The sequence below is a fragment of the Blastomonas ursincola genome (assembly GCF_013607875.1).
GTDB classification, from domain to species: Bacteria; Pseudomonadota; Alphaproteobacteria; order Sphingomonadales; family Sphingomonadaceae; genus Blastomonas; species Blastomonas ursincola.
This window is the reverse complement of record NZ_VDES01000001.1, coordinates 774272-788090: the sequence shown is the minus strand read 5'-3', so window position 1 is coordinate 788090 and position 13819 is coordinate 774272. Positions and strand designations below refer to the sequence as shown.

Genomic DNA, 13819 nt, shown 5'->3' with positions numbered 1-13819 from the left:
CTCCCGCCTGCGGGAGGGGAGGGGGCGCTTAACCCTGCGCTCGAGGCCTTTCCATTCGGTCTCGCCGAAATGCGTTCCCCTCCCTGGCCAGGGAGGGGCTAGGGGTGGGGCGCGACGGGGTCGAGCAAGCGGTGGTTCTGTAGAGGCTTTACCCACCGCCTACCCCTCCCTTTCAGGGAGGGGAGCCTTGTTGTGCGGCTTCGCCATCGCTGGTTGCACCGCGCGCCTCGATCACATCCCTGACCAGCCATAGCCGGATCGCGCTCGCTAGGTTGGGCGGCTGCTCTACCGCGATCCGCTCGACATCGATCCGCGCGACAAGCGCGTTGAGCGGCAGACCGCGCGACTCGGCGGCGGCTTTCAGCAGATCCCAGAACAGCGGCTCCAGGCTGATCGAGGTCATGTGCCCGGCAATCTGGATGCTGCGCTTGACCGGGCCGTGGAACAGGTCTTCGGGCGGAATGCTCATGCGGGCGGGTAGAGCCGGTTCATCTCGGCGACATTGTTGGCGATGATCAGTTCGAGAACGCCCATGTCCACCTGATCGAGCCGGTTGATGTACAGGCACGATTTTTCCATCTTGTGCTTGCCGAGCCGGGCCAGCAGCGTTTCCTGCTGCTGCGCGGCGGCATCGTCGCAAGCGCCGCACATCAGGTAGATGCTGTGCTTTCCCTTGCGTGGCGCAAAGCCCGAGCGCATCGCGGTGCCGCTACGGCCGCTATCATAGGTGTAATCATAGGAGCCGAAGCCGATCATGCTCGGCCCCCACATCTTCGCGGGCTCGCCGGTGACCCGCTCGTACAGCGCAAGCAGCGTCTCGGCCTCCTCGCGCCGCCGCTCGGGCTCGAGCGCCGCGATATAGGCGGCAACATCCGCATCGGTCGCCACCGTCTTGTTCTGCGCCTGCGCCATCTTGCATCCCTCTTGCCGATGCCCTAGAGGCTAGCACGTCTGATGGGGAGTAGCCAACCGGCGGTAAGCCGGTCCGTGCGTCAACACACTTGGCCGAGAGGCCATGGCGCAAGGGTTTCCGGGTCCAGGTGATCCGGCTTCCGGCAAGACCGATGACACCTGAACCCATTGTCCGGCCGGGCAGGGGCGACGGTGCCATTGTGTCCTGAACTGCCCGGCCCTGAAAGTCTCGTCGGATGGAAGCCTTTCTTGCCTCGCTGTCGCTGGTCGCGCTCGCCGAAATGGGCGACAAGACCCAGTTGCTCGCGATCCTGCTCGCCGCGCGCCTGCGCAAGCCGGTGCCGATCATCGCCGGCATCTTCGCCGCGACGCTCGCCAACCATTTCCTCGCCGCGCTGGTCGGTCAGCAGGTCGCCGGCCTGCTCGATAGCCCCGCTTTCCGCTTTGCCATCGCGGGCGGGTTCATCGTCATGGGTCTCTGGGCGCTGATCCCCGACAAGTTCGACGAGAATGACGAGCCCAAAAGGCGTGGCGCGGGCGTGTTCCTGACCACGCTGATTGCGTTCTTCCTGGTCGAGATGGGCGACAAGACCCAGATCGCCACCGTGGCCATGGGCGCGCATTACCAGAATGTCGTCGCGGTGACCGCCGGGACCACGCTGGGCATGATGGTCGCCAATGTGCCCGCCGTGCTGCTGGGTCACCGGATCGAGCGCATCCTGCCGATCCGCGCGCTGCAGATCGGCGCAGCGCTGATGTTTGCCGGGCTGGGCATCTGGATCGGCGCGCAGACCGCAGGCTGGGTGTGATCGCCCTTGCCCCCATGCCCCCGCGCTGTTAGGCGGCGCGCGATCCCTGTTTTCCTGTAAGAAAGTCCGCTTGCATGACCCAATCGGTAAACCGCGTTGTTCTGGCCTTTTCGGGCGGTCTGGATACCAGCGTCATCCTCAAATGGCTGCAGCAGACCTACAACTGCGAAGTGGTGACCTTCACCGCCGATCTCGGCCAGGGCGAAGAGCTGGAGCCCGCGCGCGCCAAGGCGCAGATGATGGGCGTGAAGCCGGAGCACATCTTCATCGACGATCTGCGCGAGGAATTCGTGCGCGATTACGTCTTCCCGATGATGCGTGCCAATGCACTATACGAAGGCACCTATCTGCTCGGCACCTCGATCGCGCGGCCGCTGATCGCCAAGCGTCAGATCGAGATCGCGAAAATGGTCGGCGCCGATGCGGTCAGCCATGGCGCGACCGGCAAGGGCAATGACCAGGTGCGGTTCGAGCTCGGCTATTATGCGCTCGATCCGGATGTGAAGGTGATCGCTCCCTGGCGCGAATGGGACCTGACCAGCCGCACCCGGCTGATCGAGTTCGCCGAGGCGCACCAGATTCCGGTCGCCAAGGACAAGCGCGGCGAAGCGCCGTTCTCGACCGACGCGAACCTGCTGCACACCTCGTCCGAGGGCAAGGTGCTCGAAGATCCGTGGGATGAAGTCCCCGATTATGTCTATTCGCGCACCAACCATCCCGAAGAGGGGCCGGACACGCCGGAATATATCACCATCGATTTCGAACGCGGCGATGGCGTCGCGCTGAACGGTGAGGGGATGAGCCCGGCGACGCTGCTCGCGAAGCTAAACGATCTTGGCAAGACGCATGGCATCGGGCGGCTCGATCTGGTCGAGAACCGCTTTGTCGGCATGAAGTCGCGCGGGATGTACGAAACGCCCGGCGGCACCATCTACCACATCGCGCATCGCGGCATCGAGCAGCTGACGCTCGATCGCGGCGCGGCGCATCTCAAGGACGAGCTCGCCCCGCGCTATGCCGAGCTGATCTATAACGGCCTGTGGTTCAGCCCCGAGCGCGAGATGCTGCAGGCGGCGATCGATCACAGCCAGAGCCATGTCACCGGCACGGTGCGGCTGAAGCTGTACAAGGGCAATGCCTGGGTCGTCGGCCGCAAGTCGCCCTATTCGCTGTACAGCGAGAAGGTCGTGACGTTCGAGGACGATGCCGGCGCCTATGACCAGAAGGATGCAGAGGGCTTCATCAAGCTTAACGCGCTGCGGCTGCGGCTGCTGGGCCGCCGTCAGGGCTGAGGGCGGCGCATGGCGGGGCAGGGCCAAGGCAACAACCGCCTGCTGATGCAGGGCCTGACCTATGCGGGCGCGCTGCCGTTCATCGCGGGCGCGCTCAGCCATGTCATCGGCTTCGGCGACGTCAACGCCGCGAACCTGACCTGCTACTGGGCGTTCACCATCCTGATGTTCATGGCGGGCACGCTCTGGGGCATCCAGGTGGTGGCGCCGCAGCGGGTTGCACCGAACCTGTTCATCGCCAGCAATGCGGTGGTGCTGGGCACCTGCGCGGCGCTGTGGTTCGTGCCGTTCAACGAGGCGGCCTTGCTGTTCGCTTTGGGCTTCGGGGTTTTGTGGTGGCTCGACAAGCAGGCGGTGCGCGCAGGGGCGACCGATGCGACTTATGGCACGATGCGCAGCCGGGTGACGGGGATCGTGGTCGCGTGCCTGGTCGTGCTGGCCGTGGTGCCGATGGGGGCTCTTGGCTGATACGTTTGCGCAAGCGTCCCTCGACTACGCTCGGGAACGCGGTAGGGGTCGAGGCGCGACTCAGTCAAATCCGTTCGTCCCGAGCGAAGTCGTGGGACGGATGCACGAGTCAGGCGAACTCTTACCCAGCCGAGAAACGCCTTTGTTACGCCCCGATGAAACAAACGAACCGGCGCACTTTAATCCATTGCTATCCACCAACTTATCCACAGCGAAGCCGCGCTGGCTGTGGATAACTCATGCAATTTTGCTGGCTGCGACTCGGGTCTCATGACACCTTCAAGAGGTCGGAAGGACAGACGGAAAGCGGACTGAAGGCCAGAAAAACCAAGCGAATACAGTGATGTAGGGCGCAGGTTTGAGGGCTGGAGAGATCGCCCGGACCAGGAGCTGGCAACAGCGAACGGTGCGGCAGGAAGGCCGGTGTTATGCACAGGCTGGAAGAGATGGTCCCAAGGGATCCGGAGCAGCGATGCGAGGGAGCGCAAGGGGCGGTCTGAAAAGGTTCGGATGGACGGACGATGATCGGCAGGCAGGCATGATGCGGGTTGCAAGACCTGGATGGAGCGGTCCGCCGGTGCGATGCCCCAGGGCAGGGCCTTAAGGGTCAGGACAACCGGTTAACGCGCACGGCTTTTCGGAGCGGTGTTGCTGGGGCCGGATGATCGGAACCGGATGGCACAAGCCGGGGGTGTCAGGCAGAGCGCGGACTTGGGGCGAAGGTCTTCGGACCAAGGGCCTTCGGGCCAATCGACCCAAGCCTCGCGCGAAGCCGGACGCCTGAAAGGGTGATCGGGATCGAAGGCGGAGCCGAAGCAGAAATGCGGACGCAACACCATCGACAGCCTGGAACGGACATGTCGGCCCCACCGCTTACGGCGCGGCAGACAGACCATCTTGAGGCGGGAAACCGCTTTCACGGGCATCGGATCAACGATCCGGAAAGCCAGATCAGGCGCAGTGGGGGCCGACAGCAATGTCGGCCCCCGTTTTGCGTATGCGCCGTGCAGGCGGCCGGCCGAGCTTGAGGCCGCGTAGCGATCTCGATAGGCTCGGCGCGCACAAAGGTGCGGTGGACAGAACATCGCGAGGCGCCAAAGGGATTTGCGGGGGATCAATGAGAGGAAAGACATCTGGCAGGGTCGCAACGGCTCTCATGCTGCTGGCAATTGCCATGCCAAGCGCCGCCAGCGCGGCGACACCGGCCGAGCTCGCGGCCGCCAAGCGCTATGTCGAGGGAATCTACGCCAAGCTTCCGGGGGATTTCGATTATCGTTCGGCGCGCTATGCGCCCGCGCTCAAGGCGCTGATCGCCAAGGATGACGCCTGTGCCGAGGCCGGCGGCGGCATTTGCGTCATCGACGCGGTTCCGTTCTGCGACTGCCAGGATACCGGCAGCGATTACAAGCTCGTCAGCAGCACGGTGGTGGCGAAGGGCGACACCGGCGCGCGCGTCACCGTTCAGATGCGCAACGGCGGCCCGAAGCGCTATTCGGTCGATCTGGTGCTGATCAAGGGCAGCTGGTTTGTCAGCGACATCGCCACGCCAACCACGCCCAGCTTCGCCGCCAAGTTGCGGAAGGGATTGAAGTCAGGGGGCTGAACCGGTCGCGCTGCGTCAGCTGCCTACCGCCGGGGTCCAAACACCCGCCGCAAACAGCGCGCTGGCGGCGCGCGCCATGTTCCACAGTGCATAGACGAGCAGCACCAGCAGTGCGGCAATGACCACGCCGCGCTGGCGGGCAAAGGCTCCGGCGAGCGTGCACGCGGCGAACAGCGCCACGCCGAGCATCAGGCGCGGCGTCCAGACCGCCGCCCAGGCCTCGCTGATGCCGGCCAGCGCGCCGAGCAGCAGCCAGACCATCGCGTTCGCAGCGAACACGCAGCCGAAGACGACTCCGCGATGCGCCCAGAAATGCGCGTCGAGATCGATTGCCGTCTCCACCCCTTCTGCAGTGACACGGGGGAAGGTGATGCTGGCGGCGATATAGAAGGTTGCCGCAATGATCAGGCCGACCAGCAGCAGCGCCGGATTGAAGGGAGCGTCACGAAAGAACACCCAGGCCTGGTTCCAGAAGGTCACCAGATCGACTGCGACGAACAGCGCGAGCAGCGGCGTGAGCCAGCCGAATCGCACCCGTTGGCGTTCGTGCAGCACGCGCGCGAAACCGCCGACCAGCTCTGCGACCGACAGACCGAGCAGCAGACCATAGAAGCTGAAGAAGAATTCGAAGGCGCTCATCGGAACCTTTGGCCGGGTGCAGGCTGCGGCGGGCAGCGGTTATCGCGCGACGCTAGGCACCGCCCCGGCGTTCGTCCAGCCCGATCCCGCTGACGCTGCTGCACGGGGGTTGCGCATTTCGGGTAGCCCGGTAGGACACGCTCAAGGGACAAAAGGGCAGGACCATGGATCGCAAGCTTACCTGGTATATTTTCGCCGGCATGGTGCTCGGCGTGGCGGTCGGTTATGCCGTCCATGTCGGCGTCGCGGCGGACAGCCCGATGTTCGAGTACATCACCAAGACGTTCAAGCTGCTCTCGGACATCTTCCTCAACCTCATCAAGCTGCTCGTCGCGCCGCTGGTGCTCTCGACCATCGTCGTCGGCATCGCGCATATGGGGGACAGCAGCGCGTTGGGACGTATCGGCGTGCGCGCGCTTACCTGGTTCATCACCGCGAGCTTCATCTCGATCGGGCTCGGCCTGTTGATGGTCAACCTTTTCCAGCCGGGCATCGGTGCGCCGATCCCCGAAGCGGCGGAAGCAGCCAAGATGGTCGGCGAGGTGAAGAAGCTCGATGCGTGGGAGTTCACGCTGTCGATCTTCCCCAAAAACGCGCTAGAGGCGCTGGCGACCAACAACATCCTGCAGATACTGGTCTTCTCGGTGTTCGCGGGCGTCGCGCTGTCGGCGATCGGCGAGAAGGGCGCGGCACTGGTTCGTGGCTCGGAAGCGCTGGCCGAGATGATGCTGCAGATCACCGGCTATGTGATGCGCTTTGCGCCCATCGCGGTGTTCGGCGCGATCGCCAAGGTGGTGGCGGGCAGCGGGCTGGCGATCCTGGGCACCTATTTCGAGCTGCTGGTGGAGTTCTACGCCTCGCTGGTGCTGCTGTGGATCATCCTGCTGACGATGGGCTGGGTGTTCCTGCGCGGCAAGATCTGGCAGCTCATCCGCTATATCCGCGAGCCGCTGCTGATCGCCTTCTCGACCGCCTCGTCGGAAGCCGCGCTGCCCAAGATGTTCGAACAGCTCGACCGGTTCGGCGTGCCGCGCCGCATCTCGGGCTTCATGCTGCCGCTGGGCTACAGCTTCAACCTTGATGGCTCGATGATGTACATGAGCTTCGCGACGCTGTTCATCGCGCAGGCTTATGGCATCGAGCTTTCGATCACCACGCAGATCCTGATCCTGCTGACGCTGATGGTCTCGTCCAAGGGCATTGCTGCGGTGCCGCGCGCCAGCCTGGTGGTCATCACCGGCACGCTCGCGCAATTCGGCCTGCCGGTCGAGGGCGTCGCGATCATCCTCGCCATCGACCAGTTCCTCGACATGGGCCGCACCGCGACCAACGTCGTTGGCAACGCGGTCGCGACCAGCGTCATCACCAAATGGGAAGGCATGCTCGAGGTCGAGGAACCCGCGGAAATGGACCTGCCCGAAGCCCCGCACGACACACCCGAGCATGGCAAGCGCGGGCTGGACCTTCCCGCCAGCGAATAAGAAAAGGGCCAGCCGTTCCGCACGGCTGGCCCTTGTTCATTTCGGCATTTGGCCGGACGATCAGTCGATCGTCACGGTCACCGCGCGGCGGTTCTGGGCCCAGCTGGCCTCGTCCGAACCCATGGCAGCGGGGCGTTCCTTGCCGTAGCTGACGACGCGCAGGCGCGATTCGCTGACGCCGAGCGAAACGAGATAGTTCTTGGCCGCATTGGCGCGGCGTTCGCCGAGCGCGAGGTTGTAGTCGCGCGTGCCGCGCTCGTCGGCATGGCCTTCGATGATCGCCTGCTTGTTGGGGTACTGCGCCAGCCACTGCGCCTGGCTCTGCAGCGTGATCTGGTCGTCGGCATCGACATTATAGCGGTCGAGGTCGAAGAGGATGCGGTCTGAACGGACCTTGGCGAGGAAATCGGCCTGGCTGCCGGGAACCACGGCATTGCCGACGCCCGAATTGCCCTGTCCGGCCGAATTGTCGACAGCCGGACCCGGCGCGGGCGGCAGCTCGGGCGGGGCCTTCTTGGCGCAGGCGCCCAATGCGATGACGGCGGTGGCCAGGACAAGCGTGTTACGGACAGTTCTCATCGAGCGTCTCCTTCTTGTGTGTGGGGCCATACAGACGACACAGACTAGGCCCCGTGGGGAAAGTGCGGGGCTAAAGGACACCGTGCCGAAGCGACCCCGTAGTGAAACATAACCAATGTTAAGATGAAGGAAGTCTGACTCCATTCATCGACAGGGTAAACCCGCAGAACCCATAAAAGGCTCCGTCACGGCAGGATCGGGCCCCAGGCGGGGTCGGAGCCATCGACCGGGGTGGGCAGGCGGCGTTCGTTCGCACCGGTCAGGTCCACCTGCCATACGGTCGAGCTGACTGCGCCGCGTCCGGTGCGGAAGAACTGGATCACGCGGCCATTGGGCGCCCAGGTCGGCGCCTCGTCCTGCCAGCTGTTGGTGAGCAACCGCTCGCCGCCGCCCGAGGGGCTCATCACGCCGATGCGGAAATTGCCCTGCATCTTGGTGAAGGCAATGAGGTCGCCGCGCGGGCTCCATTCGGGCGTCGCATAGCGGCCACCGCCAAAGCTGATCCGGCGCTGGTTCGATCCGTCGGCGTTCATCACGTAAAGTTGCTGGCCGCCGCTGCGGTCGCTCTCGAACACGATCTGGCTGCCATCGGGCGAGAAGCTGCCGCCAACATCGATGCCGGGACCGTCGGTGAGCCGCACAGGGGTGCCGCCCTCAGCCGAGATCTTGTAGATGTCGGTATTGCCGCCGATTGCCATCGAATAGAGCAGATACTTGCCATCGGGCGACCAGCGCGGCGCGAAAGTGGGATTGCGGCTCTGCGTCACCAGCCGCTGGCGACCGGTGCCGAGGTCATAGACGTAGATGCGCGGGTTGCCGTCGACATAGCTGAGATACGCGATCTGCTTGTAGTCGGGCGAGAAGCGCGGGGTCAGTGCGGTCGACTGGCCGTTGGTGATGAAGCGGTGGTTCGCGCCATCCGAATCCATGATCGCGAGGCGCTTGGTGCGGTTCCCCTTCGGCCCGGTCTCGGCAATATAGGCGATGCGGCTGTCGAAGAACGGGCTTTCGCCCGACAGGCGCGAATAGATGCTGTCGGCGCATTTGTGCGCGGCGCGGCGCCAGTCCGCCGGTTCGACGACAAAGCCCTGGCGGGTGAGCTCGCTGCCCAGCGCCACGTCATAGAGATAGCAGCCCACGGTGATCTTGCCGTCGCCGTTCGACTTGACGAAACCCTGGATCAGTGCGGCGGCGCTGCGGCCCTGCCAATAGGGGAAGGTCGGCGCGGTGACCTCGTCGACCGTGATGCGCTTCACCGCATTGCGCCCGATCGGTTTGAACAGGCCCGAGCGGTCGAGGTCGGAGGCGATGACATCGCTGATGCGGTTGCCAAGGTCCTCGGTGGTGCCGGCAAGCGTGTTTTCGCTCTGCGGGGTGGGCAGCGCCGGGACCGCGATGACGAGGTCCGCGTTGCCGGCATTGTCGACGTCCACCGCGAGCTGGGCATAAGCGGGGGTGGTGGTGAGCAGGGCAGCAATCGCCGCAGACAGTCCCAGCGCCCACTTCCGTCTGTCCCGAGCGAAGTCGAGGGACGTGTGCTCAGGTCCCTCGACTTCGCTCGGGACAAACGGGGAAGGGGTGCGGGAGGGGTTAGGAATTCGCATAGCTTACAATCCCAGATAGAAGGTTGGCTCGATGGTCTGCCATTCTGCATAATATTGCGCGGGGAACTTGAACGGCGCGGCGCGGCGGACAGCAGCGATCGCGCGCTCCTTGTGCAGCGCCTCCTGCGCGCGGTTGCTCGCATTCACGCCGGTGGTGGTGGCCTGCGGCGTGCCGACGATATTGCCGCTCTCGTCCAGCTTCACGACGACTCGCGTGCGCAGAAGTTCCGCGTCCGCGCCGGTCGGGGGCACCCAGTGCGGCTTGACCTGGCGCAGCAGTTCGCGCTGCAGCGAGGCGACCACCGCCGGGCCGATGGTAGCAGCAGGCGGGGTCTGCGCGCGGCTGGTCGAGGGCTTGTCGGTCACGCCTTCGAGAAAATCCTTGCCGATGCGCGGCGCGCGCGCGGTGGTGTTGGGGCTGGCCTTGGCGGGCGAAGAGGCCGACGGCTTGGCTGCTGGCGTCGATTTCGGCTTGTCGGGGCGGCGGCGCTCGGACGTGTCGGCGGGGGCCTTGGGCCTGGGCTTCTCTGCCGCTTTGGGCTGCGGCTTGGCGGGCGGCGGCGGGGTGCTGCGTGCGGGCTTGGGCACCGGCGCGGGGCGCGGCTTCTCGGCAGCCTTGGGCTTGGGCGGGGCAGGGCGTTCGATAGCCTTGGGCGCGGGCGGCTCGGGCCGCTTGACCGGAGGCGGCGGCGCAGGTTCGGGCTCGCTCTCTGCAGCAGGCGCGGCTTTCTCGACCTGGGGCGCGATTTCAGGGGCGGTCGCGGTTGCGGCCTCGACATTGGGCGTGGGCGATTGGGATTCGAGCCCCACCTCGTCGGTCAGCTGCACCTCGATCGGCTTGACCGGCATCTTCAGTTCGCTGCGGCTGGCAATGCCCAGCGACAGCGCAGCAAACAGCGCGACATGGCCGACCACTGCCACCGAAAGCCCAAGACGCTCGCTTTTCTCCATTCCTGTGCTCGTAAGCCTTTCTGCCTGGCCGGTTATGGGCGGTCGGATGAACCGGTGGTGACCAGCGATACGCGGTTGAGGCCTGCGCGGTTCAGCTCGCCCATCACCAGCATCACCTTGCCGTAATCGAGCGAGCGATCGGCACGCAGCATCACCTGCGGGGCATCGCCATTGTCCTCGCCGCGCTGCTTGCGCAGCGCCTCCAGCGCATCGGGCAGGTCGTCCATGCTGACCTGCGCATCGTCTATGAACGCCTGGCCCTCGGCATCGAGCGAGATCTGCACCGGTTCCTTTTCCTGCTCCAGCGCATTGGCGCGGCTGTCGGGCAGGTCGATCGGCACGCCCGCGACCAGCAGCGGCGCGGTGACCATGAAGATGATCAGCAGCACCAGCATCACGTCGACGAACGGGGTGACGTTGATCTCCGCCATTGGCGCGCGCGAACCGCCGCGCCGCCGACCGCTTCCGCCCGAAGGTCCCACAGACATGCCCATCAGAAGCTGTCCTTTTCGAGCTCGCGGCTGAGTTCGCCGTGGAACGCGTCGGAGAAGCGGAAGAGCTTGCCCTCCAGCTTGTTCAGCCGGTGCGAGAAGCGGTTATAGGCGATGACCGCCGGGATCGCGGCAAACAGCCCGATCGCGGTGGCGAACAGCGCTTCGGCAATGCCCGGTGCTACGACCGCGAGCGAGCTGTTCTGCTCGGCGGCGATCGCGGTGAAGCTGCGCATGATCCCCCATACTGTGCCGAACAGGCCGACGAACGGTGCGACCGAGCCGACCGTGGCGAGGAAATTCAGCCGATCGGACAGGGTGTCGATCTCGTGCCCCACGCTCGACGACATCGCGGTGGCGAGCCGCTGGCGCGCGCCGTCGCGATCGGTGACGCGGCCCTTGGTGGTGCGCCGCCACTCGGCGACACCGGCGGCGAGCACGCGCGCACTCGGCAGCTTCTCGTGCCCGCGCGCCTTGTAGAACGCGTCGATATCGCCCGCCTTCCAGAAATCCTGCTCGAAGGCGGTGTTGTCCTTGCCGATCTTGGCGATCTTCAGCCCGAAGCTGATGATGATCGTCCACGTCCAGATGCTGGCCAGCGCGAGTCCGATCATCACCAGTTTGACGACGAGATCGGCCTGCATGAACAGCTTGAGCGGCGACAGGGTGACGGCATCGGGGGTCAGGCCCATGGTATCGATCATAGCGGGGACGGATCTTTCTGGTCGGTAGCAAGGATGGTGTTGAACGCCTCCACCCAGGCGCGCGGCTGGCGGATGGGGCGCCCCTCGGGGTTGATGAAGGCAGCGGTAACCTCTGCCTCCAGCAGTGTCTCAAACGATTCGACGACAAATTGGCTGCGCCGGATGACTCGTTGATGAATGATGCACGCCGCAGCGCGCAGCCTTGTGACCTGGCTCATCACGATCAGCGCATCGTCCATCTTGGCCGGGCGCACGAACTTGAGCGCCATGTCGGCGACCGCATAGACGCCATTGCCGGTTTCGAACGTGCCGCGCTGGTCGATGCCGAGGCCGCTCAGCATGTCCGAACGGGCGCGCTCCAGATAGCGCAGGTAATTGGCGTGATAGACAATGCCTGAAAAATCAGTGTCCTCGAAATAGACGCGCAGCGCGAAATAATGCGTGCGCCCCTCGAACCGGCCAGCGAACGGGATGATGTCGGGAGGAACCATGGCCATCCGCTTAGAGTCTTTGCGACATCAAAGGCAAGGCTTGGCGGCCCGCATTGGAACATTAGTGCCAATTGCCTGCTGCATTTTGCGCCCGACATTGCTATGGGGCGCGGCCCGGCGTACCTTGCCGGAGATATTTTGGAGTGAATGACGTGGCAGGCAAGTGGACCCCCGATAGCTGGCGAACCCATGAGGCGCGGCATATCCCGGCGTATCGCGATGCCGCTGCGCTGGCCGATGCCGAGGCCACGCTCAAGACCTATCCGCCGCTGGTCTTTGCGGGCGAAGCGCGCAGCCTGGAGAAGGAACTCGCGCGCGTCGCCGCTGGCGAGGCGTTCCTGCTGCAGGGCGGCGATTGCGCCGAGAGCTTTGCCGAATTCCACCCCAACAACATTCGCGACACCTTCCGCGTGCTGCTGATGATGGCGGTGGTGATGACCTTTGCCTCGAAGCGCCCGGTGGTGAAGCTCGGCCGCATGGCGGGCCAGTTCGCCAAGCCGCGCTCCGCCCCGACCGAAAAGCAGGGCGAACTCGAGCTGCCCAGCTATTTCGGCGACAATATCAACGGCATCGAGTTCGAGGCGGCAACGCGCGAGCCCGATCCCGCGCGCATGGTCCGCGCCTATTCGCAGAGCGCGGCGACGCTCAACCTGCTGCGCGCCTTTGCCAGCGGCGGCTATGCCAGCCTGCAGCAGGTGCAGCAGTGGATGCACGATTTCATGGGCCGCAGCCCCTGGGCCGAGCGCTATGCCGAGACGGCGGACCGGATCAGCGAGGCGATGGACTTCATGCGCGCCTGCGGCATCAGCACCGATACCGTGCCGCAGCTTCAGGGCACCAGCTTCTACACCAGCCACGAGGCGCTGCTGCTGCCGTTCGAGGAAGCGATGACCCGGCGCGATTCGCTGACCGGCGACTGGTACGATACCTCGGCGCATTTCCTGTGGATCGGCGACCGTACCCGGTTCGAGGGATCGGCGCATGTCGAGTTCCTGCGCGGCATCGGCAACCCGATCGGCATCAAGTGCGGGCCGAGCCTGAGCACCGATGCGCTGCTGAACATGCTCGACACGCTCAACCCCGCGCGCATTCCGGGCCGGATGACGCTGATCAGCCGTTTCGGGCACGACAAGGTCGAAGCAGGGCTCGCCCCGCTGGTGCGTGCGGTGAAGAAGGAGGGCCATCCGGTCATCTGGTCGTGCGACCCGATGCACGGCAATGTCGTCAAGTCCGAAAGCGGCTTCAAGACGCGGCCGTTCGAGCGGATCATGGCCGAGTTGCGCGGCTTCTTCGCCGTTCACCGCGCTGAGGGCACGCATGCCGGCGGCATCCATATCGAGATGACCGGTCAGAATGTCACCGAATGCACCGGCGGCGCGATCGCGATCACCGACGAGGCGCTGGGCGACCGCTATCACACGCATTGCGACCCGCGGCTCAACGCTGCCCAGTCGCTCGAAGTCGCCTTCGAGGTGGCCGAGATGCTGAATGCCGAGGTCGCAGCCTCCACCCGGAAGGCGGCATGAGCGAACGCCGGGTCATCGTCCAGAAGGAGGTCGTTCGCAACGGCGTCGGCTTTGGCAGCGCGCTCGCCATCGCAATCAGCTATACCGCGCACAAATCGGTGCTCTGGGCGATCATCCACGGCTTCTTTTCGTGGTTCTATGTGATCTATTTCCTGCTGACGCGGGATTGATAAAAAAGGTGGTCCCTTCCCTGGCCAGGGAGGGGCAGGGGTGGGTCGTCTGCGCCACGTTTGCGCCTGGACGCATTACCCACCCCCAACCCCTCCCTT

General features: G+C 64.9%; 16 protein-coding genes and 1 riboswitch. Of the genes, 7 read left to right on the top strand and 9 right to left on the bottom strand.

From position 1 onward, the window contains the following. Nucleotides 1–172 precede the first annotated feature (172 nt). Together FG486_RS03795 and FG486_RS03790 are read right to left on the bottom strand one after the other, a co-directional pair. The gene (locus FG486_RS03795; RefSeq protein ID WP_181266490.1) at nucleotides 173–469 is read right to left on the bottom strand and encodes a ribbon-helix-helix domain-containing protein; all 297 of its coding nucleotides are present in this window, start codon (nucleotides 467–469) and stop codon (nucleotides 173–175) included. Continuing rightward, nucleotides 466–912, bottom strand: a complete 447-nt coding sequence (locus FG486_RS03790) for a DUF1801 domain-containing protein (RefSeq protein WP_066277361.1) — start codon at nucleotides 910–912, stop codon at nucleotides 466–468. Before FG486_RS03790 ends, FG486_RS03795 begins: the two co-directional genes overlap by 4 nt. 38 nt (nucleotides 913–950) lie before the next feature. Beyond that, nucleotides 951–1131, top strand: a riboswitch (yybP-ykoY riboswitch). A gap of 17 nt (nucleotides 1132–1148) precedes the next feature. Between FG486_RS03790 and FG486_RS03785 the strand changes: the two genes are divergently transcribed. The 4 genes from FG486_RS03785 (at nucleotide 1149) to FG486_RS03770 (ending at nucleotide 5084) form a co-directional block, all read left to right on the top strand. Further along, complete coding sequence (locus tag FG486_RS03785; protein WP_066277358.1) at nucleotides 1149–1721, top strand: TMEM165/GDT1 family protein; 573 nt, start codon at nucleotides 1149–1151, stop codon at nucleotides 1719–1721. Nucleotides 1722–1795: 74 nt separating this feature from the next. Further along, the gene (locus tag FG486_RS03780; RefSeq protein WP_066277356.1) at nucleotides 1796–3013 is read left to right on the top strand and encodes an argininosuccinate synthase; all 1218 of its coding nucleotides are present in this window, start codon (nucleotides 1796–1798) and stop codon (nucleotides 3011–3013) included. A 9-nt stretch (nucleotides 3014–3022) separates the two neighbouring features. Beyond that, nucleotides 3023–3481 (top strand): DUF3429 domain-containing protein, encoded by a 459-nt coding sequence (locus FG486_RS03775; protein WP_181266489.1) that lies wholly within the window; start codon nucleotides 3023–3025, stop codon nucleotides 3479–3481. A gap of 1174 nt (nucleotides 3482–4655) precedes the next feature. Then, nucleotides 4656–5084 carry a YqhG/Tai3 family protein gene (locus tag FG486_RS03770; protein WP_181266488.1) on the top strand — a complete coding sequence of 143 codons (429 nt, stop codon included), beginning with the start codon at nucleotides 4656–4658 and terminating at the stop codon, nucleotides 5082–5084. Nucleotides 5085–5099: 15 nt separating this feature from the next. Here the strand turns inward: FG486_RS03770 and FG486_RS03765 are convergent, their stop codons facing one another. Next, complete coding sequence (locus FG486_RS03765; RefSeq protein ID WP_181266487.1) at nucleotides 5100–5723, bottom strand: hypothetical protein; 624 nt, start codon at nucleotides 5721–5723, stop codon at nucleotides 5100–5102. 164 nt (nucleotides 5724–5887) lie between these two features. On the opposite strand from FG486_RS03765, the gene FG486_RS03760 reads away from it, so the two are divergent. Continuing rightward, nucleotides 5888–7204, top strand: a complete 1317-nt coding sequence (locus FG486_RS03760; RefSeq protein WP_181266486.1) for a dicarboxylate/amino acid:cation symporter — start codon at nucleotides 5888–5890, stop codon at nucleotides 7202–7204. A gap of 60 nt (nucleotides 7205–7264) precedes the next feature. Here FG486_RS03760 and pal read toward each other — a convergent pair whose 3' ends face one another. The 6 genes from pal to FG486_RS03730 form a co-directional block, all read right to left on the bottom strand. After that, entirely contained in the window at nucleotides 7265–7783 is a 519-nt protein-coding gene (gene pal / locus FG486_RS03755; RefSeq protein ID WP_181266485.1) for a peptidoglycan-associated lipoprotein Pal, read from the bottom strand. 185 nt (nucleotides 7784–7968) lie between these two features. Continuing rightward, nucleotides 7969–9273: a Tol-Pal system beta propeller repeat protein TolB gene (tolB, locus tag FG486_RS03750; RefSeq protein ID WP_181266863.1), complete on the bottom strand. Its 1305-nt coding sequence runs from the start codon at nucleotides 9271–9273 to the stop codon at nucleotides 7969–7971. Nucleotides 9274–9390: 117 nt separating this feature from the next. Continuing rightward, a complete protein-coding gene (locus FG486_RS03745) occupies nucleotides 9391–10338 on the bottom strand; it encodes a flagellar biosynthesis protein FlhF (RefSeq protein ID WP_181266484.1) in 948 nt (315 codons plus the stop codon). 32 nt (nucleotides 10339–10370) lie between these two features. Then, nucleotides 10371–10832 carry a protein TolR gene (tolR, locus tag FG486_RS03740; RefSeq protein ID WP_066282508.1) on the bottom strand — a complete coding sequence of 154 codons (462 nt, stop codon included), beginning with the start codon at nucleotides 10830–10832 and terminating at the stop codon, nucleotides 10371–10373. Further along, the gene (gene tolQ / locus FG486_RS03735; protein ID WP_181266483.1) at nucleotides 10832–11533 is read right to left on the bottom strand and encodes a protein TolQ; all 702 of its coding nucleotides are present in this window, start codon (nucleotides 11531–11533) and stop codon (nucleotides 10832–10834) included. The genes tolR and tolQ overlap by 1 nt, the downstream gene beginning before the upstream one ends. Then, the gene (locus tag FG486_RS03730; RefSeq protein WP_422125043.1) at nucleotides 11530–12030 is read right to left on the bottom strand and encodes a YbgC/FadM family acyl-CoA thioesterase; all 501 of its coding nucleotides are present in this window, start codon (nucleotides 12028–12030) and stop codon (nucleotides 11530–11532) included. The genes tolQ and FG486_RS03730 overlap by 4 nt, the downstream gene beginning before the upstream one ends. A 146-nt stretch (nucleotides 12031–12176) precedes the next feature. On the opposite strand from FG486_RS03730, the gene FG486_RS03725 reads away from it, so the two are divergent. After that, nucleotides 12177–13550 carry a class II 3-deoxy-7-phosphoheptulonate synthase gene (locus tag FG486_RS03725; RefSeq protein WP_181266482.1) on the top strand — a complete coding sequence of 458 codons (1374 nt, stop codon included), beginning with the start codon at nucleotides 12177–12179 and terminating at the stop codon, nucleotides 13548–13550. Beyond that, on the top strand, nucleotides 13547–13720 hold the full coding sequence (locus FG486_RS03720) for a hypothetical protein (RefSeq protein ID WP_181266481.1): 174 nt from the start codon (nucleotides 13547–13549) through the stop codon (nucleotides 13718–13720). The genes FG486_RS03725 and FG486_RS03720 overlap by 4 nt, the downstream gene beginning before the upstream one ends. The last annotated feature ends 99 nt before the right edge of the window (nucleotides 13721–13819 follow it).

Excerpts from the sequence above, each read along its gene's own strand:
- FG486_RS03795 (WP_181266490.1), bottom strand. The coding sequence starts at position 469 with ATGAGCATTCCGCCCGAAGACCTGTTCCACGGCCCGGTCAAGCGCAGC.
- FG486_RS03760 (WP_181266486.1), top strand. The coding sequence starts at position 5,888 with ATGGATCGCAAGCTTACCTGGTATATTTTCGCCGGCATGGTGCTCGGC.
- FG486_RS03770 (WP_181266488.1), top strand. The coding sequence starts at position 4,656 with ATGCCAAGCGCCGCCAGCGCGGCGACACCGGCCGAGCTCGCGGCCGCC.
- pal (WP_181266485.1), bottom strand. The coding sequence starts at position 7,783 with ATGAGAACTGTCCGTAACACGCTTGTCCTGGCCACCGCCGTCATCGCA.
- FG486_RS03765 (WP_181266487.1), bottom strand. The coding sequence starts at position 5,723 with ATGAGCGCCTTCGAATTCTTCTTCAGCTTCTATGGTCTGCTGCTCGGT.
- tolQ (WP_181266483.1), bottom strand. The coding sequence starts at position 11,533 with ATGATCGATACCATGGGCCTGACCCCCGATGCCGTCACCCTGTCGCCG.
- FG486_RS03775 (WP_181266489.1), top strand. The coding sequence starts at position 3,023 with ATGGCGGGGCAGGGCCAAGGCAACAACCGCCTGCTGATGCAGGGCCTG.
- FG486_RS03720 (WP_181266481.1), top strand. The coding sequence starts at position 13,547 with ATGAGCGAACGCCGGGTCATCGTCCAGAAGGAGGTCGTTCGCAACGGC.
- tolR (WP_066282508.1), bottom strand. The coding sequence starts at position 10,832 with ATGGGCATGTCTGTGGGACCTTCGGGCGGAAGCGGTCGGCGGCGCGGC.
- FG486_RS03745 (WP_181266484.1), bottom strand. The coding sequence starts at position 10,338 with ATGGAGAAAAGCGAGCGTCTTGGGCTTTCGGTGGCAGTGGTCGGCCAT.
- FG486_RS03785 (WP_066277358.1), top strand. The coding sequence starts at position 1,149 with ATGGAAGCCTTTCTTGCCTCGCTGTCGCTGGTCGCGCTCGCCGAAATG.
- FG486_RS03780 (WP_066277356.1), top strand. The coding sequence starts at position 1,796 with ATGACCCAATCGGTAAACCGCGTTGTTCTGGCCTTTTCGGGCGGTCTG.
- FG486_RS03790 (WP_066277361.1), bottom strand. The coding sequence starts at position 912 with ATGGCGCAGGCGCAGAACAAGACGGTGGCGACCGATGCGGATGTTGCC.
- FG486_RS03730 (WP_422125043.1), bottom strand. The coding sequence starts at position 12,030 with ATGGCCATGGTTCCTCCCGACATCATCCCGTTCGCTGGCCGGTTCGAG.